Annotated in this window: 19 protein-coding genes; 7 read left to right on the top strand and 12 right to left on the bottom strand. The window is 72.3% G+C overall.

Annotated elements, in window-relative coordinates; translation table 11 throughout:
- The first annotated feature begins 12 nt into the window (after positions 1-12).
- Genes ABCS02_RS00350 through ABCS02_RS00335 form a run of 4 tightly spaced genes read left to right on the top strand, consistent with a single transcriptional unit; the run spans position 13 to position 4,860 of the window.
- Entirely contained in the window at positions 13-1,146 is a 1,134-nt protein-coding gene (locus ABCS02_RS00350) for a sugar ABC transporter permease (RefSeq protein WP_345833623.1), read from the top strand.
- Positions 1,143-2,060: a carbohydrate ABC transporter permease gene (locus ABCS02_RS00345; protein ID WP_345833622.1), complete on the top strand. Its 918-nt coding sequence runs from the start codon at positions 1,143-1,145 to the stop codon at positions 2,058-2,060. The genes ABCS02_RS00350 and ABCS02_RS00345 overlap by 4 nt, the downstream gene beginning before the upstream one ends.
- Entirely contained in the window at positions 2,057-2,869 is an 813-nt protein-coding gene (locus ABCS02_RS00340) for a peptidase E (RefSeq protein WP_345833621.1), read from the top strand. Before ABCS02_RS00345 ends, ABCS02_RS00340 begins: the two co-directional genes overlap by 4 nt.
- Positions 2,866-4,860 carry a glycogen debranching N-terminal domain-containing protein gene (locus ABCS02_RS00335; protein ID WP_345833620.1) on the top strand — a complete coding sequence of 665 codons (1,995 nt, stop codon included), beginning with the start codon at positions 2,866-2,868 and terminating at the stop codon, positions 4,858-4,860. Before ABCS02_RS00340 ends, ABCS02_RS00335 begins: the two co-directional genes overlap by 4 nt.
- A 95-nt stretch (positions 4,861-4,955) precedes the next feature.
- Here ABCS02_RS00335 and ABCS02_RS00330 read toward each other — a convergent pair whose 3' ends face one another.
- Positions 4,956-6,017, bottom strand: coding sequence for an NAD(P)-binding domain-containing protein (locus ABCS02_RS00330; RefSeq protein ID WP_345833619.1), 1,062 nt, complete (start codon positions 6,015-6,017; stop codon positions 4,956-4,958).
- A 150-nt stretch (positions 6,018-6,167) separates the two neighbouring features.
- Here ABCS02_RS00330 and ABCS02_RS00325 point away from each other — a divergent pair, with 150 nt between their 5' ends.
- Positions 6,168-6,413 (top strand): DUF3073 domain-containing protein, encoded by a 246-nt coding sequence (locus tag ABCS02_RS00325; protein ID WP_345833618.1) that lies wholly within the window; start codon positions 6,168-6,170, stop codon positions 6,411-6,413.
- Between the two features lie 79 nt (positions 6,414-6,492).
- Here ABCS02_RS00325 and ABCS02_RS00320 read toward each other — a convergent pair whose 3' ends face one another.
- The 10 genes from ABCS02_RS00320 to ABCS02_RS00275 all read right to left on the bottom strand — a co-directional run bounded on the left by ABCS02_RS00320 (position 6,493) and on the right by ABCS02_RS00275 (position 15,966).
- A complete protein-coding gene (locus tag ABCS02_RS00320) occupies positions 6,493-7,101 on the bottom strand; it encodes a response regulator transcription factor (RefSeq protein WP_345833617.1) in 609 nt (202 codons plus the stop codon).
- Positions 7,098-8,237 (bottom strand): histidine kinase, encoded by a 1,140-nt coding sequence (locus tag ABCS02_RS00315; RefSeq protein WP_345833616.1) that lies wholly within the window; start codon positions 8,235-8,237, stop codon positions 7,098-7,100. The genes ABCS02_RS00320 and ABCS02_RS00315 overlap by 4 nt, the downstream gene beginning before the upstream one ends.
- A 31-nt stretch (positions 8,238-8,268) precedes the next feature.
- Complete coding sequence (locus ABCS02_RS00310) at positions 8,269-9,012, bottom strand: ABC transporter permease (protein ID WP_345833615.1); 744 nt, start codon at positions 9,010-9,012, stop codon at positions 8,269-8,271.
- The gene (locus ABCS02_RS00305; RefSeq protein ID WP_345833614.1) at positions 9,009-9,959 is read right to left on the bottom strand and encodes an ABC transporter ATP-binding protein; all 951 of its coding nucleotides are present in this window, start codon (positions 9,957-9,959) and stop codon (positions 9,009-9,011) included. The genes ABCS02_RS00310 and ABCS02_RS00305 overlap by 4 nt, the downstream gene beginning before the upstream one ends.
- Positions 9,960-10,039: 80 nt before the next feature.
- Entirely contained in the window at positions 10,040-11,305 is a 1,266-nt protein-coding gene (locus ABCS02_RS00300; protein WP_345833613.1) for a Calx-beta domain-containing protein, read from the bottom strand.
- Between the two features lie 164 nt (positions 11,306-11,469).
- A complete protein-coding gene (purM, locus tag ABCS02_RS00295; protein ID WP_345833612.1) occupies positions 11,470-12,591 on the bottom strand; it encodes a phosphoribosylformylglycinamidine cyclo-ligase in 1,122 nt (373 codons plus the stop codon).
- Positions 12,592-12,613: 22 nt separating this feature from the next.
- Positions 12,614-13,405: a carbonic anhydrase family protein gene (locus tag ABCS02_RS00290; protein ID WP_345833611.1), complete on the bottom strand. Its 792-nt coding sequence runs from the start codon at positions 13,403-13,405 to the stop codon at positions 12,614-12,616.
- Between the two features lie 37 nt (positions 13,406-13,442).
- A complete protein-coding gene (gene purF, locus ABCS02_RS00285; protein ID WP_345833610.1) occupies positions 13,443-15,029 on the bottom strand; it encodes an amidophosphoribosyltransferase in 1,587 nt (528 codons plus the stop codon).
- Positions 15,030-15,061: 32 nt separating this feature from the next.
- Positions 15,062-15,547, bottom strand: coding sequence for a hypothetical protein (locus ABCS02_RS00280; RefSeq protein WP_345833609.1), 486 nt, complete (start codon positions 15,545-15,547; stop codon positions 15,062-15,064).
- 62 nt (positions 15,548-15,609) lie between these two features.
- A complete protein-coding gene (locus ABCS02_RS00275; protein ID WP_345833608.1) occupies positions 15,610-15,966 on the bottom strand; it encodes a sterol carrier family protein in 357 nt (118 codons plus the stop codon).
- A 58-nt stretch (positions 15,967-16,024) separates the two neighbouring features.
- Between ABCS02_RS00275 and purD the strand changes: the two genes are divergently transcribed.
- Positions 16,025-17,287, top strand: a complete 1,263-nt coding sequence (purD, locus tag ABCS02_RS00270; protein WP_345833607.1) for a phosphoribosylamine--glycine ligase — start codon at positions 16,025-16,027, stop codon at positions 17,285-17,287.
- Between the two features lie 89 nt (positions 17,288-17,376).
- Here purD and ABCS02_RS00265 read toward each other — a convergent pair whose 3' ends face one another.
- On the bottom strand, positions 17,377-18,621 hold the full coding sequence (locus ABCS02_RS00265; protein ID WP_345835151.1) for an FAD-binding protein: 1,245 nt from the start codon (positions 18,619-18,621) through the stop codon (positions 17,377-17,379).
- 166 nt (positions 18,622-18,787) lie between these two features.
- Here ABCS02_RS00265 and ABCS02_RS00260 point away from each other — a divergent pair, with 166 nt between their 5' ends.
- Positions 18,788-19,255, top strand: coding sequence for a DUF6325 family protein (locus tag ABCS02_RS00260; protein ID WP_345833606.1), 468 nt, complete (start codon positions 18,788-18,790; stop codon positions 19,253-19,255).
- Positions 19,256-19,266 lie beyond the last annotated feature (11 nt).

Raw genomic sequence — 19,266 nt, 5'->3', positions numbered from 1 at the left:
ATCGCAGACACCATGTCGCAAGCCACGAGTCGGTCTCGCCGTTCCGGAATCCGGCGCGGCGAGGCCGCCTCGGGGTGGTTGTTCACCGCCCCGGTCATCCTGCTGCTCGGCGTGTTCCTCGTCATCCCGGTGCTCATGGCGCTGTGGGTCAGCTTCTCCGACTGGGGAGGGCGCGGCAGCCCCTTCGCCTCCGACGTGAACTTCGTCGGTCTCAAGAACTACTCGACCCTGCTGGCGGGCGGCGGGCTCGCCGAGTCGGACTTCGGCATGGCGCTGAAGAACAACGCCTGGTACGTCGTCCTGGTCGTCCCGATCCAGACGGCGATCGCGCTCTTCCTCGCGGTGCTCGTCAACCGGGCCGTCCTCCGCGGGCGCGGCTTCTTCCGCACCGCCTTCTACTTCCCGTCGGTGACCAGCTCGGTCGCCATCACCGTGCTGTGGCTGTTCCTGTTCAGCACGACGGGCGCGGTGAACAAGGTGCTCTCCTGGTTCGGCGTCAACGGACCGAACTGGTTCAACGACCCGAGCGGCATCATCCACAACTTCCTCGGCCTGTTCGGCGTCAGCACCGGGCCCGCCGCCCTCACGCAGAACACCCTGCTCGGCGTCTCCTGGTGGGACTGGCTGGGCGGGCCGTCCGTTGCGATGACGGCGTACATCATCATGGCCGTGTTCACCACGAGCGGCACGTTCATGCTGCTCTTCATCGCGGCCCTGCAGAATCTCGGCGGCGACATCACCGAGGCCGCGATGATGGACGGCGCCAACGGCTGGCAACGGTTCTGGCGGATCACGCTCCCGCAGCTCCGCCCAACGCTCTTCACCGTCCTCACCCTCGGCCTGATCGGCTGCTGGCAGGTCTTCGACCAGATCTACACCGGCAGCAAGGGCGCGCCGAGCAAGACAACGCTGACCCCGGCGTACCTCTCGTACCAGACCTCGTTCACGAATCAGGAGTGGGGTCAGGGCGCCGCGATCGCGTTCATCCTGTTCATCATCATCGTGCTGTTCACGATCTTCCAGCGCTGGGTGCTGCGTGAGCGCGCGGTGTCCAAGCGACGCATGCGGCCGTACGACGCGATGGTCATCGCGGCGACCGCGCCGAGCAACTCGTCCGGCTCCGCCATGAAGGGAGGCCAGGCATGACCGCCACCACGTCCACCGTCTCCCCCGCCACCGCAACGTCGCCGGGCGCTCCGGCTCCGCGCCCGGTGCGCCGGCGCCGCCGCACGAGCGGCAGCATCGCCGCCACTTCCGTCAGCTACGCCATCCTGGTCGTGCTCGCGGTCGTGTACATCATGCCGTTCCTCATCCAGGTGGCCACATCGTTCAAGACCGACGCGGACGCGACGGCCAACCCGGTGTCGCTCATCCCCCAGGTGTGGACGACGGCCGCGTACACGAAGCTGTTCCTCAACTCGGACTTCCCGATCTGGTTCATGAACTCGGCCATCGTCACGGTGTTCGTGACCCTCGGCCGCGTGTTCTTCGACTCGCTCGCCGGTTACGCCCTCGCACGGCTGCACTTCCGCGGGCGCGGGTTCGTGTTCGCCGCGCTGGTCGCGGTCATGTCGGTGCCGATGGTCGTGCTGCTCATCCCGAAGTTCCTCGTGATCAACCAGCTCGGCATGTACGACTCGTACACCGGCATGATCCTGCCGCTGCTCACCGACGCCGCCGGCGTCTTCATCATGAAGGGCTTCTTCGAGTCGATCCCCGCGAGCGTCGAGGAGCAGGCGCGCATCGACGGCGCCGGCACCTTCCGGGTGTTCTGGTCGATCGTGCTGCCGATGGCGCGGCCCGCGCTCATCACCATCATCATCCTGTCCTTCCAGGGGTCGTGGAACGAGCTCGCGCATTTCATCGTCTCGACGCAGGACCCGGCCCTCACCACGCTGACCAAGGGCGTCGCGGGGCTCGCGAGCGGACAGCTCAGCCAGGGCAGCCAGTACCCGATCAAGCTCGCCGCCGCCGCGATCATGACCATCCCGGTCGCCGTGCTGTTCTTCGTCTTCCAGCGCCGCATCATGAACTCCAGCGACGGAGCGGTGAAGGAGTGACGGCCATCGCACCGACCATCCTGGCCACCTGCGGAGGCCTGGTCGCGGGAGACTGGACGGACTCCGCCTACGGCCCGCTCCTCCAGCACGCGATCGAGCTGGCGCAGGTCGTCGGGCGCCGGCCCCGGGTCGCCCACCTCAACACCGCGGGCGGCGACCAGCGGCACGTCGAAGGAGCCGAGCTGGAGGCCGCACGCCTCGCCGGCGTCGAGGCCAGCCATGTGCGCTTCTTCCCGCACCCGAACACCCCGGACCTGCGCGAGCACCTCCTCGCCCAGGACGTCGTGTGGGTCAGCGGTGGGAGCCTGCTCAACCTGCTGGCCGTCTGGCGCGCGCACAGGCTCGACGCGATCCTGACCGAGGCCTGGCAGCGCGGCGTCGTGCTGGCGTGCGGCTCGGCGGGCGGCCTGTGCTGGCACGAGGGCGGCACGACGGCCTCCCGCGGCCCGGACATCTCCGCGCTGGCCGACGGGCTCGGCCTGGTGCCGGGCTCGCTCGCGGTGCACTACGACTCCGATCCGCGCCGCCGGCCGGCGCATCAGGCGGCGGTCGCCTCCGGCGAACTGCCCGGAGGCTACGCGCTCGACGAAGGAACCGGGCTCGTCTATCAGGGCACGACGCTCGTGGATGTCGTCTCCGAGCGGGAGGGCGCGGCGGTCTGGCACGTGCAGCCGGCGGACTCCGATCGGCGGCGCGGCGTGACCGAGACGCGGATCGAGCCGCGCGTGCTCCCCGAACTCACCTCCCCTCCATCCCCATCCCAACCCCCACTCACATCCCTGATCGAGGAGGCGCGAACGCCACGATGACCCAGCCGCTCCAACCCCTGCTGCACGACAGCGTCGTGGTGCTCACCGCGCCCAGCCAAGCCTGGTCCGCCGCGGACGGCGCCATCGACGGCGGCGGGATCCACGGGTTCTTCCACTCGGACCTCCGGGTGCTCGACCGCATCCTCCTGACCGTCGGCGGCGACGTGCCCGAGCACATCGCCACGGCCGGCCCCGACGCCGCGAGCGCCGTCTTCACCTCGCTCGCCCGCCGGATCGACGATGCCACGGCCGACCCGCGCGTCCGGCTGGACCGCACGCGCACGGTCGTTGCGGGGAGCCTGCGGGAGCGGATCGTGCTGCGCAACGCCCTCCGCACCCCGATCGCGACGACCGTCGAGGTCGCTGTCCGCGGCGACTTCACGCCCATGCAGACGATCAAGGCCGGGCTGACGGGTGCGGAGCACGCGGTGTCGGCCGAATCCGTCGAGGAGGGCGTCGTCTTCCGCTCCGGACCGGTGACCGCACGGCTGGCCGCGGCCGACGCCCACGTGACGGTGGACGGCACCGCCGCCACTCTCGCCTGGGAGGTCGAGGTCCCCGCTCACGGCGAGGTCGCCCTCGACTGGACCATCGACGTGGACGACCCGACCGCGGTCGTCGCCGGCGCCGCACCATCCGCCGAGTGGGCCGCCTTCCGCGCGACCACCGGCGACTCCCGGCTGTCCTCTTGGCTCGACCGGGCGCTCGCCGACCTCCAGTCGCTGCGGATGTCCACCACCGCGCGCCCGGACGACACCTTCCTCGCCGCCGGCGCCCCGTGGTTCTTCACGCTGTTCGGCCGCGACTCGCTGTGGGCCGCTCGCCTGCTGCTGCCGCTCGGCACCGACCTCGCCGCCTCCACCCTCCGCGTGCTCGCGCACTTCCAGGGCACGGAGACCGTCGCCGAGACCGCCGAGCAGCCCGGCAAGATCATGCACGAGCTGCGGCCGGCCGCGCTCACCATCCCGGGTGAGGGCGTCGTGCTGCCGCCGCTCTATTACGGCACGGTCGACGCGACCGCGCTCTGGATCGGCCTCCTCCACGACGCGTGGAAGTGGGGCATGCCCGACGCCGAGGTGCGCGAGCTGCTGCCCGCGATGCAGGCGGCGCTCGCCTGGATGCGCGATTACGGCGACAGCGACGGCGACGGTTTCCTGGAGTACGTGGACACCACCGGTCACGGCCTGGCCAACCAGGGCTGGAAAGACTCCGGCGATTCCATCCAGTGGAAGGACGGCACCCTCGCGGACGGTCCGATCGCGCTCTGCGAGGTCCAGGGCTACGCCTACGAGGCCGCGATCGGCGGCGCCGAGCTGCTCGACGCGTTCGGCCTGGAGGGCGCCGACGACTGGCGCGACTGGGCCGCGCAGCTCAAGGGCCGCTTCGCCGAGTCGTTCTGGATCGACGACCCGGACGGCGCCTACCCCGCCGTCGCGCTCGACGCCGCCAAGCGCACGGTCGACACCGTCACCAGCAACATCGGCCACCTGCTCGGCACCGGCATCCTCACCCCGGAGCAGTCGGCCGGGATCGCGCGACGGCTGGCGTCGCCGGAGCTGTCGTCCGGCTACGGCCTGCGCACCATGTCGACGGACTCCGGCGGCTACTGGCCGCTCAGCTACCACGGCGGCTCGGTCTGGGCGCACGACACCGCGATCGCGATCGTGGGCCTGTCGCGTGACGGCCACACGGCGGAGGCCGACCTCCTCGCCGACGGGCTGCTGGCCGCGGCGGACGGCTTCGGCTACCGGATGCCCGAACTCCACTCGGGCGACTCCGCCGAGCAGACCAGCGCTCCCGTCCCCTACCCGGCCGCCTGCCGCCCGCAGGCGTGGTCGGCCGCCGCGGCGGTCGCGGTCCTCTCGGCCCGCCTCGGCCTCCGCGCCGACGCTCAGACGGGCTCGCTCGACGTCCGCCCCACCCCCGGCGCCGGCAGCATCCGCGTGAGCGGCGTGCGCTTCGCGGGCACCCCCCGCGACCTGAAGGTCTGAGCGCACTCCCAAGCCCCCGAAGGGCACGTTGTTGTCACTTTTCGCCCGCAAAAGTGACAACGACGTGCCCTTCGTTGGTGCGGCGGCGGGAGGCGCTAGATCTGCGCCATGATCTGGCGGGCGATCACGCGGCCGGCGCGGTTCGCACCGATCGTGCTCGCCTGCGGGCCGTACCCCGCCAGGAAGATGCGCGAGTCCTGCCACGAGGCGCCGGACGCCACCGTGAGGCCGCCGGCCTTCTCGCGCAGCTTCAGCGGCGCGAGGTGCCTGAGCTCCGGGCGGAAGCCGGTCGCCCAGATGATCGTGTCCGCCTTCGACGTCGAGCCGTCCGCCCAGACGACGCGGTCCGGCTCGATGCGGGAGAACATCTCCCGCTCCACCAACAGCCCGCGGTCGATCCCGGCGGCGACGCGGCGCGTGCGCGGGACGCCCGTTCCGCTGACGATGCTGGGCAGCGCCAGGCCGGCACGGGCCGCCGCGTCCTGGGCGGAGACCGCGGCCACGCCGCCCTCGATCGTCAGCTCCGACTCGTTGCGGAAGTCCACAGGCCGGCGGGTCGCCCAGGTCAGGCTCTCGGCGACACCCTCCAGCTCCAGCAGGAAGCCGATCGCGCTCGTGCCGCCGCCGACCACGACGACCGACTGCCCGGCGAGCTCCTCCGCCGACACGTACGACGACGTGTGCAGGTGGCGGCCTGCGAAGTCGTTCATCCCCGGATACCACGGGATGAACGGCGCACCCCAGGTGCCGGACGCGTTCACGACGACCCGGGTGCGCGTCTCGCCGCGGTCGTGCGCGACGACCAGGTCCGCGCCCCGGTCGTAGACGCGCGAGACCGTCACCGGCCGCTGCACCTCCAGGCCGTAGTGCTCCTCGTAGCGGCGGTAGTAGCCTGCGACGATGTCCTTGGCCGGGAGGGCGCGGTCGGCGGTCTCGAAGCTGAGACCCAGCTCCGCCATCCCTGGGAGATCGTTCACGTGGTGGGCGCTGCCGAGACGCAGCGCGTCCCACCGGTGCTGCCAGGCCCCGCCGGTGCCCGGGCCGCGATCGAGGATCACGAAATCCTGTCCGGGGACCAGCTCGAACCGGCGCAGGTAGTAGGCGACCGCCAGCCCGGCCTGCCCGGCGCCGACGATCACCACCTGGGTGTCGGTCATGCCACTGATCACGCGCTCATTCCATCATCCGACGCTGTGCGGGAACTCGGGGTCCACGAGGGTCACCATGCTAAACTCGACGCTAGTTTTCACTATTTCTGTTGGATCCCCGGGTGCCATTCCCCGGGCAGGACCAAAAGGGGGTCACGCATGGGGCGCGGCCGTCAAAAGGCAAAGCACACCAAGATCGCTCGTCAGTTGAAGTCGTTCAGCCCGAACGTCAACTACGACGCGCTCGAGCGTGAGCTCACCGGACATTCCCACCACGACGACGAGCGCCAGTACGACGCGTGGGCCGACTACGACCCGGATGGCGACGACGATACCTCAGGGTACGACGACGCCGACGAGGACGAGTACGAGGACAGCGAGTCCGAGACGCCCAAGCGCGCCTGACCGCGACCAGGTCATCCCCGCGATCACCCGACCGGGCGGCGTGACCGGCTGACGATCCTTCGACCGAAGGATCGCGCGCTCAGAGCCAGCCCTGCCGCGTCGCGATCGCGACCGCTTCGGAGCGGTTGCGCGCGCCCGTCTTGCCAATCGCGCTCGAGAGGTGGTTGCGCACCGTCCCGTCGCTGAGGTGGAGACGGCGCGCGATGTCGGTGATCGTGCCGCCCTGGCCGGCCACCGCGAGCACCTCGGCCTCCCGCACCGTCAGCGGGGAGGCTCCTGACGCCAGCGACTCGGCGGCCAGCGCCGGGTCGACGACGCGCAGCCCGGACGCGACGCGGCGGACGGCGTCGGCGAGCTGGCCGGAGGGGGTGTCCTTCACGATGAACCCCGCGGCGCCGGCCTCCATCGCCCGCCGCAGGTAGCCGGGGCGGCCGAACGTCGTCACGATCAGCGAGCGGCACGACGGCTGGTCACGCGCGAGCTGCGCGGCGACCTGGATGCCGTCGAGCCCGGGCATCTCCACATCGAGCAATGCGACGTCGGCGGCGGAGGTGCGCGCGGCGTCGAGCACCTCGTCGCCGCGGCCGACCTGCGCGACGACCTCCAGGTCGCTTTCGAGGTCGAGGAGGGCGGCGAGCGCACCGCGGACGAGGGCCTGGTCGTCGGCGAGCAGCAGGCGGATGGTCACGCGGTCCTCCTCACCGTCAGCAGGGTCCCGCCGCGCGGGCCGGCCTCCACCGTCACCGCGGCCCCGAACTCCCGCGCCCGGTCGGTCAGCCCCGCGATCCCGGACCCGCGCACGAGCTCGCGCCGCTCCGCGAACGGGGCGGGCCCGCGGCCGTCGTCCTCGATCCGCAGGACGTCCGGCTCCACCGTCACCCAGCAGTTGCGGGAGCCGGAGTGCCGGATCACGTTCGTCACGCCCTCCCGCAGCACCCAGCCGAACAGCTCGCGCAGCTCGGGCGCGACCTCCTCGCCGTTGCGCGGCAGGTGCGCCTGGATGTCGGCGGCCGCCAGTCCCGCCTGGGCAGCGGCGAGCTCCGTGGACAGGCTCATCTCGCGGTAGCCGGCGACGGCCGCGCGCAGGTCGGCGAGGGCCGAGCGGGTGAGGCGCTCGATGTCGGCGAGCTCGTCCTCCGCGCGACGCGGGTCGACGGGGATCAGCCGGCGAGCGAGCTCCGACTTCACCGTCACCACCGTCAGCGAGTGGCCGAGGACGTCGTGCATGTCGCGCGAGAACCGGGCGCGCTCCTCCACCACCGCGAGCCGGGCTATCTCGCCCTGCGCATTCCGCAGCCGGCGGAGGGTGTCGATCTGGCGGGCGAACGCGCTCATCATGATGCCGATCGAGACCGTGATGAGTGCGATGAACCAGGCCTCCGCGAAGGTGCCGGTGAGCAGGAACACGATCACCTGCACAGCCCCGAGGGAGCCGATGATCGTGTTCGCGACCCAGGTGCGCGCGATCGACATCCCGGCGACGCACGCGACGTAGACCCAGGTCCAGAGCGTGTCGACGCCGATGAACGGGAGGAGGGTCAGCGTGAGCGCGAAGTACGCCAGCACGCCGATCAGCCGCGTGCGCTCGCTCTCCCACCACAGGATGGGCGGGAGGGCGAGGAAGCCCACATAGACCACCGCGAGCAGCGCGGTCGCGACGACCTTGGTGCTCAGGGCGCCGGACGACGTCCACAGGCCCGCGATCACGGAGATCTGGTAGAGCAGGCCGATCACCGCGCCCGGGTACCAGCGGAACGCGGAGCGGTGCGTCAGCCGCGCCCACACCCCGGTGGGCCGGTACTCCTCGACCTCGCTGCTGAACACGTCCCCAACCCTAGCCAGCCGGCGGCCCGGCTCAGCCGCGCGCCGCGTCGCGCCGGTAGCGCCACACGATCAGCGCGCCGAGGGCGAGCGTCCACGCGGTCAGCACGAGCGCGGGCGTGAGGGCGTCTCCGCTCTGCAGCGCGCCGAGCTGCCCGACCCGGTTGAGCCAGTACGACGGGACGGCCTGTGCGACGTTCGCGACCCAGGCGGGGAAGATCTGCAGCGGGATCCACAGGCCGCCCAGCACGGCCATCCCCATGAACACGGCCATGAACAGCGGCTGCGCGAACTCCGGCTTGGCGAACTGGCCGATCAGGATGCCGAGCAGGGCGAACGGGACGACGCCGGCCCAGATCGCCAGGCAGGCGAGCATCCAGCTCATCGCGGGGAGGACCGGGTGATAGAGCGCGATCGACACCCCGACGATGACCACGATGCTGAGCAGCGCGAGCGCCAGGGCCGCCACCAGCTTGGAGATCAGGTAGCCGGTTCCGGTGAGCGGCGTGACCCGGAGCTGGCGGTTCCAGCCGAGCGAGCGCTCGGTGACGATGTTGAATGCCTGCGACAGGGCGGCCATCATCCCGCCGTACGCGGAGACCTGGATGGTCGTGACGACGATCCACGGGAGGTGGGTGACGGCGTCCACCTGGCCGCGCCCGCCGAACGTGCCGCCGAAGGCCAGCAGCATGACGAGCGGGACGGCGAGGGTGAAGATCATGGCGCGCATGTTCTTGAGCTGGCGCAGGGACTCGCGGCCCAGGTAGGCGATGCTCATCGGAGGGCTCCTTCGGAGAGAGGTTGTGCGGGCGCGGAGGCGTCGTCCCGCGACTCGGTGAGGGCGAGGAACGCGTCGTCCATCGTGTGCGCGGTGACCTCGATGTCGTGCAGGTCGTCGTGCGCGGCGAGGAGGGCGCGGAGGGTGGCGTCGGAGTCGTCGCTGACGATCGAGAGGCGGCCGTTGCGCTGGTCGACCGAGCGGACGCCGGGGAGGGCGCCGAGCGCGGCGGCGACCTCCGGGGTCCAGGCGAAGCCGGCGGTGGCGGCGATCCGGCGGCCGGACACGACGGCCTTCACCTCGGCGGGAGTGCCGTCGGCGACCACGCGGCCGCGGGCGAGCATGACGATCCGGTCGGCGTAGGCGTCGGCCTCGTCGAGGTAGTGCGTCGCGAAGACGACGGTGCGGCCCTGGTCGGTGAACTCCCGCATCGAGAGCCAGAAGGTGCGCCGGGCCTCCACATCCATCGCCGCGGTGGGCTCGTCCAGGAACAGCAGGTCCGGGTTCGAGACGACGGCGACGGCGAACCGCGCGCGCTGCATCTGGCCGCCGGACAGCTTGGAGACGCGCTGTTTCGCGATCTCGGTGCAGCGGGCGCGTTCGAGGGCTTCGGCGACGCTGAGCGGATGCCGGTGCGCCGACGCGACGAGCGCAACGGACTCCGCGACGGTGAGGGTGGGGAGCAGCGCGCCGCCCTGCAGCATCGCGCCGACCCTCCCCTCCCGGATCGCCGCGCGCGGGTCGCCGCCGAACAGCTCGGCGGTGCCGGCGGTCGGGCGCGCCAGACCGAGCGCGAGGTCGATGGTGGTGGACTTGCCTGCGCCGTTGGGGCCGAGGAGGGCGATGACCTCCCCGGCCTTCACGGTGAGGTCGACCCCGTCGACGGCGGTGAGCGACCCGAAGGTCTTGCGGAGGCCGCTGAGGCGGATTGCTGGTGAGGTGTTCACCGTCTCAGAGTGCCGGGCCGGAGGCGGGGCCGCGCAGGGGGCGCGTCAGGGATTCGGGGTGACGTTTGTCATGGCCCGCGTCAGACCAGCCCGTCGCGGGGGCGCACCGACCGGAAGAGGCCGATGACGCCCGCGATGCCGCCGACCGCGATCAGGCCGGCGCCGAGGAGGAGCAGGAGGTCCTGGCCGACGGGAGCGCTCGCGAGCGGCGTGTGCGCGGTCGGGTCACCCTGCGGGAGCGCGGAGGCCGCGCTGGCCGTACCGCCGCCTCCCGTGCCTCCCGCGACGACGGACGCCGGGGCCGCGGCCGGAACCGCCGGAAGCGACACCATCGCGACGGCGCCGCTGACGTCCGCGGTCGCATGCTGCAGGACCACGAAGAAGACGGAGGCTGGGGAGCCGGGCGTGCGAGCCGGCAGGCGAACCGTCGTGGTCGCGGTCGCCTGGCCGGCGGCGAGCGCGAGGGTACCGGACGTGGCGACGTAGTCGGGTCCGGCATGCGCGGTGCCGTCGACCGTCGCGAAGTCCACGGTGACCGGTGCGGCGCCCGTGCGGGTGACGTGGACGGTGACGGACGTGCTGCCGGTGACGACGCTGTCGGCGGCGATCGCGAGCGCGCCGGACGCCGGGGTGACGGTGACGGGCGCGGTGGCCGTCGCGGGGCGGAGGGTGGACCCGCCCGCGGGAGTGAAGGTCGCGGTGATCGTGTGCGGGCCGGCCGGGGCGGCCAGGTCGGCGCGCGCGACGCCGCCCGCGCCGACGGGCACCGTGATGGAGGCCGCTCCGTCGACCGCGAAGGCGACGGTTCCCGCCTCCGGCGGCCCGAGCAGGAAGCGTGTGACGGTCGCGGACACGGCGACGGTGCCGGAGGTCGTCGCCGGTGCGCTGAGCACGATCGCGGTGGCGTCGGTGCAGGCCGGGGCGGAGGCGTCGATGGCGACCGAGCGGCCGCCCAGGGTCCAGGTCAGGGACGGCTCGGCTGCGGCATCCACTGTCAGCAGCCACGCGCCGTGGTGCTCGCCCGGCAGGAAGGAGGAAGGCTGCCCGCGGTCGGCGGCGCCCGGCGAGAGGTCGTCGCCGCCGGAGCCGGGGGTCAGGGTGACCGGGGTGGAGGCCGACGACCGGTAACCGAGGACCACGGTGCGCGAGGTCACGGCGCCGAGCGGGGCATCCTGCACGCAGTCGACGAGCGGGGTGAGCGCGTCGGGGGCGGTCGGGGCCGTCGAAGTCGGCGAGGGGGTCGGCGTCGGTGTCGGTGTCGCGAACGCCGGCGCCCCCGCGAGCGCCACGGCGACGAGCGCGGCCCCCAGCGCACACGCCAAGCGGAGGCTGGCATGGGGGGTCACAGCGGCCACTCTAGCGGGACGCCGCGACCCCCCGCGCCTCCACGAACGGGTCACGTCGTGCGGCGCTGCGAACGGAGGAGATCAGGCCCGCGATGGTGCCAGATAGCAGTCAGTGGAGGAGATCAGCGCGGGATCGTGAGGGAAGTCCTCCGTTAGCTGCGCGGTCAGGCCGCGTAGGCGCCGACCAGGCGGACGGCGCCGCCGTCGACGCCCTTGGCACCCTGCTCGAAGCCGGCCAGGTCGCGCGCGGCCGTGGAGACCACGCCGGCCCGCCAGGTCGGGATACCGTCCGCGGTGATCGCGGCCGCGATCGCGTCGGCGGCCTCCTCGGCCACGACGGCGAACATCCCGATGCCGAGGTTCCAGGTGCCCTCCGACGACTCCAGACTGCTGCCGGCCAGGTCGCTCAGAACGCGGAACACCGGGCTCGGCGACCACGTCGAGCGGTCGACCTCCACCCACGAGCCGACCGGGAGGACGCGGGCCAGGTTCGCGGCGATGCCGCCGCCGGTGACGTGGCTGAGCGAATGGACGGCGCCCGCGAAGGTCGAGGTCTCCAGCACGCGCAGCAGCGGCGACGTGTAGAGGCGCGTCGGCTCCAGGAGCGCCTCGCCCACGGTGCCGCCGAACTCGTCCAGCCGGTCCGTGAAGGCGATGCCGCGCTGCGCGAGGATGTGCCGGACGAGCGAGAAGCCGTTCGAGTGGATGCCGGAGGACGCCAGCGCGAGCACGACGTCGCCGTCGCGGACGCGCTCGGCGCCGAGCAGCTCGTCGGCCTCCACCGCGCCGACCGCCGCGCCGGCGACGTCGTAATCGTCCGGCCCGAGCAGCCCGGGGTGCTCGGCGGTCTCGCCGCCGACCAGCGCGGTGCCGGTCTCCTCGCAGGCGCGGGCGATCCCGGCGACGATCGCCGCGATCCGCTCGGGCACGACCTTGCCGCACGCGATGTAGTCGGTCATGAACAGGGGACGCGCGCCCACCACGACGATGTCGTCCACGACCATCCCGACCAGGTCCTGGCCGATGGTGTCGTGCTTGTCGAGTGCCTGCGCGATCGCGACCTTGGTGCCGACGCCGTCGGTGGAGGTCGCGAGCAGCGGGCGGCGGAAGGCCTTCAGCGCCGACACGTCGAACATGCCCGCAAAGCCGCCGACCCCGCCCAGCACCTGCGGGCCCTGCGTGCGCGCGACCGCGGCCTTCATCAGCTCGACGGCGCGGTCGCCGGCGGCGGTGTCGACGCCGGCGGCGGCGTAGGAGGAGGACGAGGATGCGGTGGACTCTGTCACCGCTCCATCGTATCCGGGGCCCCTACCCCGCGCGGACCGCGGTCACCGTGCGACCGTGCAGCGGCTGGACCGGCCGGTGGTTCGCGGGGTGGGCGCCGGTCAATGCGTCGAGCTGGGCACGCGACAGGGTGGTGGGCGTGAGGAAGACGTTCCAGCTGACCCCCTCGGTGCACGGCGGGGTGGTCAGCGAGCCGGTGTAGCGGGCGCTCGCGCCGGAGGCCGGGAGGAGCGCGGCCGGGTCGATGACGGCGGGGGCCGTGTGCGCAGCGTCGGAGCTGTCGACCAGCGCACCGAGCGCCGGGTTGCCTTCCCCCTCCGTCAGGAGGACGCCGAGCACCGCGACCTCCCCGCCGGCCGCCCGGTGCACCAGGTGCAGCTCCGCGTCGGCCTGCACCCCGTCCACGGTGTGCTCGCTCGCGGCGTGGAAATGGAACTGCTGCAGCCGATAGATCCTGCCGCCGAGTTCGATGGAGCCCGCCTCCGCGTCCTGGGGAACAGCCTCGATCGCGTGACCGTTGTCCTCGACCGCGAAGGGGGTCGAACCGTAGTCCACCCGGACCGGCGCGGCCGAGTCGTCGCGCTTCAGCTCGCCGGTCACGATGTCGACAGGCGACTGCCGGGCACCGGCCCAGTCGGCGCAGGCGGGAGCGACTCCAGACCAGTGCGCCGGGCCGTCCGCCCCGCTGTACGACCACGAGGTGAGGGAGGGGCTCGGCGCGCTCGTCCCCGCCGGAGCCGAGCAGCCGGCGGTTCCGAGGGCGACCAGGGCTGCGGCGACGAACGCGGCGGTGCGGCGGGGTGGAGCTGGAGTCACCCAGGAAACGTTACATCATAAATTTGTGTCGGCGCGCCTATTCCTGGCGCCCCGGGTCGCCGAACGCGATCAGGCGCTCGTACTCCGAGTCCGGTCCCGGCTCGCAGCCGTCGCTCGTCGCGTCCGCGCCGTCGTCGGTGTCCGCGACCGTGGCCGCGCGCTCCTCCGGACGCTCCAGGAGGTTCTTGCCCAGGTGGTGCGCGTCCGGCAGCTCGATCGGGTACACGCCGGTGAAGCACGCGGTGCAGAGGCGCTCGCGCGGCTGCTCGGTGGCGGCGATCATGCCGTCCTCCGACAGGTAGCCGAGGGAGTCCGCGCCGATGGACTGGCGGACCTCGTCCACGCCGAGGCCGGTCGCGATCAGCTCCGCGCGGGAGGCGAAGTCGATGCCGTAGAAGCACGGCCAGGTGATGGGCGGGCTGGAGATCCGCACGTGCACCTCGGCGGCGCCGGCCTCCCGCAGCATCGAGACGAGCGCGCGCTGGGTGTTGCCGCGCACGATCGAGTCGTCGACCACCACGAGGCGCTTGCCCTTGATGACCTCCTTGAGCGGGTTCAGCTTGAGCTTGATGCCGCGCTGGCGGATGGTCTGCGACGGCTGGATGAAGGTGCGGCCGACGTAGGAGTTCTTGACCAGGCCCTGGCCGAACGGGATGCCGGATGCCTGCGCGTAGCCGATCGCCGCCGGGGTGCCGGACTCGGGCGTCGGGATGACCAGGTCGGCCTCCACCTCGTGCTCGCGGGCGAGCTGGCGGCCCATCTCGACGCGGGCCTCGTAGACGCCGCGGCCCGCGATGGTGGTGTCCGGGCGGGCCAGGTAGACGTACTCGAAGACGCAGCCGGCGCGCTTCTCGGCGGCGAACCGCTGCGTGCGCAGGCCGTTCTCGTCGATCGCGATCAGCTCGCCGGGCTCCACCTCGCGCACGAAGCTCGCGCCGACGATGTCGAGCGCCGCGGTCTCGGAGGCGACCACCCAGCCGCGCTCCAGGCGGCCGAGCACCAGCGGGCGGACGCCCTGCGGGTCGCGCGCCGCGTACAGGGTGTGCTCGTCCATGAAGACCAGGCAGAACGCGCCGCGCAGCCGGGGCAGGACCTCCAGGGCCGTGGCCTCCAGCGTGTGGTCGAGGTCGCCGGTGAGCAGCGCGGTGACCACAGCGGTGTCGGTCGTGTTGCCGCGGGACAGCTCGCCGTCGAGCTCCGGGTAGCGGTCGTGCACGAGCTGCATGAGCTCGGCGGTGTTGGTCAGGTTGCCGTTGTGGCCGAGCGCGACGGTGCCGCTGGAGGTGCGGCCGAGCGTCGGCTGCGCGTTCTGCCAGCTGGAGGCGCCGGTGGTGGAGTAACGCGTGTGGCCGACGGCGATGTGGCCGGTCAGCGAGTTGAGCGCGTTCTCGTTGAAGACCTGGGAGACGAGACCCATGTCCTTGTAGATGAGGATCTTGCTGCCGTCGCTCGTCGCGATGCCCGCGGACTCCTGCCCGCGGTGCTGCAGGGCGTAGAGGCCGAAGTAGCTGAGCTTGGCGACCTCCTCGCCGGGCGCCCACACCCCGAAGACGCCGCAGGCGTCCTGCGGGCCCTTCTCACCGGGCAGAAGATCATGACTCAGGCGACCGTCGCCTCCGGCCACAGCGGGCCCCTTTCGTCAGGGTGTCGGGATGTTCAGCTGTCGACGGACGGGCGGGAGTCGTTCTCCCGTGAGTCGTCCGATCGTGGACCCGGCTCCGCGCCGCGCTCGGTGTCGAGCTCGGCGCCGGCGTCGGGAAGGCGCACGTCGATTCTATCCGCCTGGACGGTGCGTGCCCGGCGGGTGACCGCGCGGTCGATCAGGAGGGCGACCAGCGCGCCGACGGCGACGCCGATCGTCGCGCAGATCGCCAGCAGGAAGCCGAAGACCTGGCCGCGGTCGTAGGTGGGGTTCGCGGGGAACGCGAAGGTGAGGATGAGCGCGATGACACCGAAGACGACGGCGCCGGTGAGCATGAAGCGGAAGTACCGCGGCGAGCGGTGGACGCGCACCTCGGCCTCGGTGACGGTGGCGTCGACCTCCGGGTCGGGGGCGCGCGCATCGGCGGGCTGCCCGGGATCGGCGGCGTCGGCGGCGTGCGCCTCTTCGGGCACGGCGGACTCCTCCGGATTCGAGCTCATGCCTCCATTGTCTCGCACCGTAACTGAGCGGATGCCCACTGCTGGCGCGGTCACGAGCGTGGTCAGTAGCGGAGCGGGAGGAGGCCCTCCAGGCTCGCCCGCTGGCCGGACGCGTGCACGGAGCCGGACGCGATGCCGGCATCCCAGGTGAGGCTCCCGGAGGCCAGGGCCAGCCAGGTCGCGGCGTCGGTCTCGATCACGTTCGGCGGGGTGCCGCGGGTGTGGCGCGGGCCGGGGATGCACTGCACGGCGCCGAACGGCGGAACCCGCACCTCCACGGTGTTGCCCGGCGCCCGCTCGGCCAGGAGCTGGAGGAGGTAGCGCACGGCCGTCGCGGTCGTGTTCCGGTCGGCGCCCTCCGCCAGCGCGCCGCGGACCGCCGCGCCGCCGACCTCGTCGCTGATCTTCGCTCTGGCCATGCCTCCATCCTCGCACCAGGGTCGGACGGCGGCCGACGCGCCCTCTAGCATGGGTCGCGTGAAGATTCTGGTCCTCGGTTCCGGTGCCCGCGAGCACGCCATCATCACTGCGCTCCTGGCCGAGGAGGCCGGGCACGCGATCGTCGCGGCCCCCGGCAACGCCGGAATCGCCGCCGACGTCCCCGTCGAGACCGGCCTCGACCCGCTGGACGGCGCGGCGGTCGCCGAGTACGCGATCGAGAACGGCATCGAGCTCGTCGTGATCGGCCCGGAGGCGCCCCTGGTCGCCGGCGTCGCCGACCCGCTGCGTACGCGCGGCATCCCGGTGTTCGGCCCCGGCCGCGCCGCTGCGCAGCTGGAGGGCTCCAAGACCTTCGCCAAGCGGATCATGGAGGAGGCCGGCGTCCCGACCGGCCGCGCGGCCCGGGCGAGCACCCTCGCCGAGGCCGAGCGCGCACTGGACGAGTTCGGCGCGCCCTACGTCGTGAAGGCCGACGGACTGGCCGCGGGCAAGGGCGTCATCGTCACCTCCGACCGCGCCGCGGCCGTCGAGCACGCCCGCCACTACCTCGGCCAGGGCGGCGTGCTGATCGAGGAGTTCCTCGACGGCGAGGAGGTGTCGCTGTTCCTGGTCAGCGACGGCCACACCGTCCTCCCGCTGTCCCCGGCGCAGGACTACAAGCGCCTCCTCGACGGCGACGCGGGCCCGAACACCGGCGGGATGGGCGCCTACTCGCCGCTCCCCTGGCTGCCCGAGAACTTCGTGGACGAGGTCATCGACACGATCGCCCTCCCGACCGTCCGGCAGCTCGCGGCCGAGCAGACGCCGTTCATCGGCCTCCTGTACTGCGGGCTGATCGTGACGTCGAAGGGCATCCGCGTGATCGAGTTCAACGCGCGGTTCGGCGACCCGGAGACGCAGGTCGTGCTGCCGCGGCTGGTGACGCCGCTGTCGTCGCTGCTGTACGCGGCGGCGACGGGCGAGCTGTCCGGGATGCCGCGACCCGAGTTCGCGCTCGACACCGCGGTGACCGTGGTGCTCGCAAGCGAGGGATATCCGGAGGCGCCTCAGACCGGGCGGCCGATCACCGGGCTGGACGAGGCGGCGCAGGTCCCGGAGGTCACGATCGCGCACGCCGCGACCGCGGTGGATGACGCGACCGGCGCGCTGCTCGCAACCGGAGGCCGTGTGCTCTCGGTCGTCGCGCGCGGCACCACGTTCGACGAGGCGCGCGAGCGCGCGTACGACGCGGTCGCGCGCATCCACCTGCCCGGCGCGCAGTACCGCACCGACATCGCCGCCCGCGTCGCGCACTCCTGAGCGCCCGCGAGCCCCGATCACGCGAGACGGCTGAATCTGCGCCGTCTCGCGCGTTTCGGGCGCACTTTGCGCCGCCTCGCGGCACGCGGCTACGCGAGCAGGCGGGTGAGGAAGGGGTTGGTGAAGCGGGACTGGGGGTCGAGGGAGGCGGCCAGCGCGCGGAAGTCGTCGAGGCGCGGGTAGAGCGCGGGGACGACGCCGTCGACGTCGAGGTAGAGCTTGCCCCAGTGCGGGCGCGCGCCGAGCGGCAGCAGCGCGGCCTCCAGCGCCGGGAGCACCGCCTCCACGCCGGCCTGGTCGCGGAACCACGTGAAGTGCAGGCCGACCACGTCCGTGCCGTAGGCGCTCGAGAGCCACAGCTCGTCAGCGGCGACCGTACGGATCTCGCTGATCTGCAGCAGCGGCGCGATCACCGGGGCGAGCTCACGCACCGCCTGGATGGCCTCCACCGCCCGCGCACGTGGCACCAGGTACTCGGACTGGATCTCCTCGCCGTTGGAGGGCGTGAACTCGAACCGGAAGTGCGCGAGGCGCTCGCTCCACGGGCCGACCACGCCGAGCTGCTCGGTCGTGCTGCGGACGTCCATCGCCGCGATCATGTGCCGCGCCTCCGTGAGCGCAGGCGCGCCGAAGAAGTCGTCGCCGATCGTCGTCTCCGCGCCGTCCAGCTCCTTCAGCCACGCGAGCGAGACGGCCTCCTCGTCCCAGGTCGTGAAGAGGGAGACGCTGTACGCCGCGGACGTGAGCTCATCGAGTCGCGAAGTCACGGCCTCCCACGGGACGCCGCCGAACAGCCGCTGACGGGCGTCGAAGGTCGGCCGGATGTCGAGCACGACCTCCGTCACCACCCCGAGGGCGCCGAGCGAGACCGCCGCGCCCTCGAAGCCGGCGTCGCCGCGCGCGAAGTCCACGAGCTCGCCCGAACCGGTGAGGATGCGCAGCGCGGCGACCGCGGACGACAGGTTCCCGTTGCGGTCGCCCGAGCCGTGCGTCGCCGTCGCGATCGCGCCGGCGACGGAGATGTGCGGCAGCGACGCGAGGTTGTGCAGCGCCCAGCCGGCCGCCTGGAGCTCGCGGGCGAGGTCGCCGTAGCGCACGCCTCCGCCCACGGTCACTGTGCGCGAATCCGCGTCGATGCGGATGTCCGCCGGGAGGCCGGCCGTGCTGACCAGGAGGCCGTCGGTGTCCGCGAGGTCGTTGAACGAGTGCCGACTGCCGAGGGCCCGCACCGAGGTCGCGCCGGTGACGAGCTCGCGGAGCTCCTCCACGCTGGTCGGGCGCGCGATCCGCTGCGCCCGGTACTCGTGGTTTCCTGCCCAGTTCTTCTCCACCAGGGTCCCTTCTCGACGTCGACGGCCGTGTCCGCAGGGTCCCAGTCTAGGGATGTGACCGTGCACATCTCACGCCTCCCCGCGGCCGGAAATCGGTCATTGCCGGGCTGAGTACGCCTGTGTATCGTCTGCCGTGAAAGCGGGACCGGCCCGCTGACGGAGGCGTGAGATGGCTGAATTCGAGTACGGTCCGGCGGAGTTCATCGTCGCCCAGTTCGACAACGACAGACCGTCGCCCGGGGTGGTCCAGGCCATCCTCGACCTGGTGGAGAGCGGCACGGTCCGCCTGCTCGACCTCCTGTTCGTGATGCGTCACGCCGACGGCGGGATCGAGATCGTGGAGCTGGAGGAGATCGGCGACGAGATCGGCATGGCCGACATCACACTGGACGCCGGCGGCCTCGCGGGGGCCGAGGACGTGGACTCGATCGCCGAGCTCATCGAGCCGGGCACGACCGGCGCGATCCTGGTCATCGAGCACCTCTGGGCGAAGGACCTCGCCAGCAAGTTCTTCCAGGCGGGCGGTCTGGTGGTCCACAGCGAGCGCATCCCGGCGCCGGTCGTCAACGCGGTCGTGGCCGGGGAGTTCGAGGACTACGCGGAGTCCGACGCCGATGTCGAGACGGTCGAGAGCTGAGGAGTGGGGAC

It is taken from the genome of Microbacterium sp. X-17 (genome assembly GCF_039615055.1).
This window is presented reverse-complemented; position numbering and strand designations above follow the sequence as displayed.

Excerpts from the sequence above, each read along its gene's own strand:
- ABCS02_RS00350 (WP_345833623.1), top strand. The coding sequence starts at position 13 with ATGTCGCAAGCCACGAGTCGGTCTCGCCGTTCCGGAATCCGGCGCGGC.
- ABCS02_RS00345 (WP_345833622.1), top strand. The coding sequence starts at position 1,143 with ATGACCGCCACCACGTCCACCGTCTCCCCCGCCACCGCAACGTCGCCG.
- ABCS02_RS00335 (WP_345833620.1), top strand. The coding sequence starts at position 2,866 with ATGACCCAGCCGCTCCAACCCCTGCTGCACGACAGCGTCGTGGTGCTC.
- ABCS02_RS00330 (WP_345833619.1), bottom strand. The coding sequence starts at position 6,017 with ATGACCGACACCCAGGTGGTGATCGTCGGCGCCGGGCAGGCCGGGCTG.
- ABCS02_RS00325 (WP_345833618.1), top strand. The coding sequence starts at position 6,168 with ATGGGGCGCGGCCGTCAAAAGGCAAAGCACACCAAGATCGCTCGTCAG.
- ABCS02_RS00310 (WP_345833615.1), bottom strand. The coding sequence starts at position 9,012 with ATGAGCATCGCCTACCTGGGCCGCGAGTCCCTGCGCCAGCTCAAGAAC.
- ABCS02_RS00280 (WP_345833609.1), bottom strand. The coding sequence starts at position 15,547 with ATGAGCTCGAATCCGGAGGAGTCCGCCGTGCCCGAAGAGGCGCACGCC.
- ABCS02_RS00275 (WP_345833608.1), bottom strand. The coding sequence starts at position 15,966 with ATGGCCAGAGCGAAGATCAGCGACGAGGTCGGCGGCGCGGCGGTCCGC.
- ABCS02_RS00260 (WP_345833606.1), top strand. The coding sequence starts at position 18,788 with ATGGCTGAATTCGAGTACGGTCCGGCGGAGTTCATCGTCGCCCAGTTC.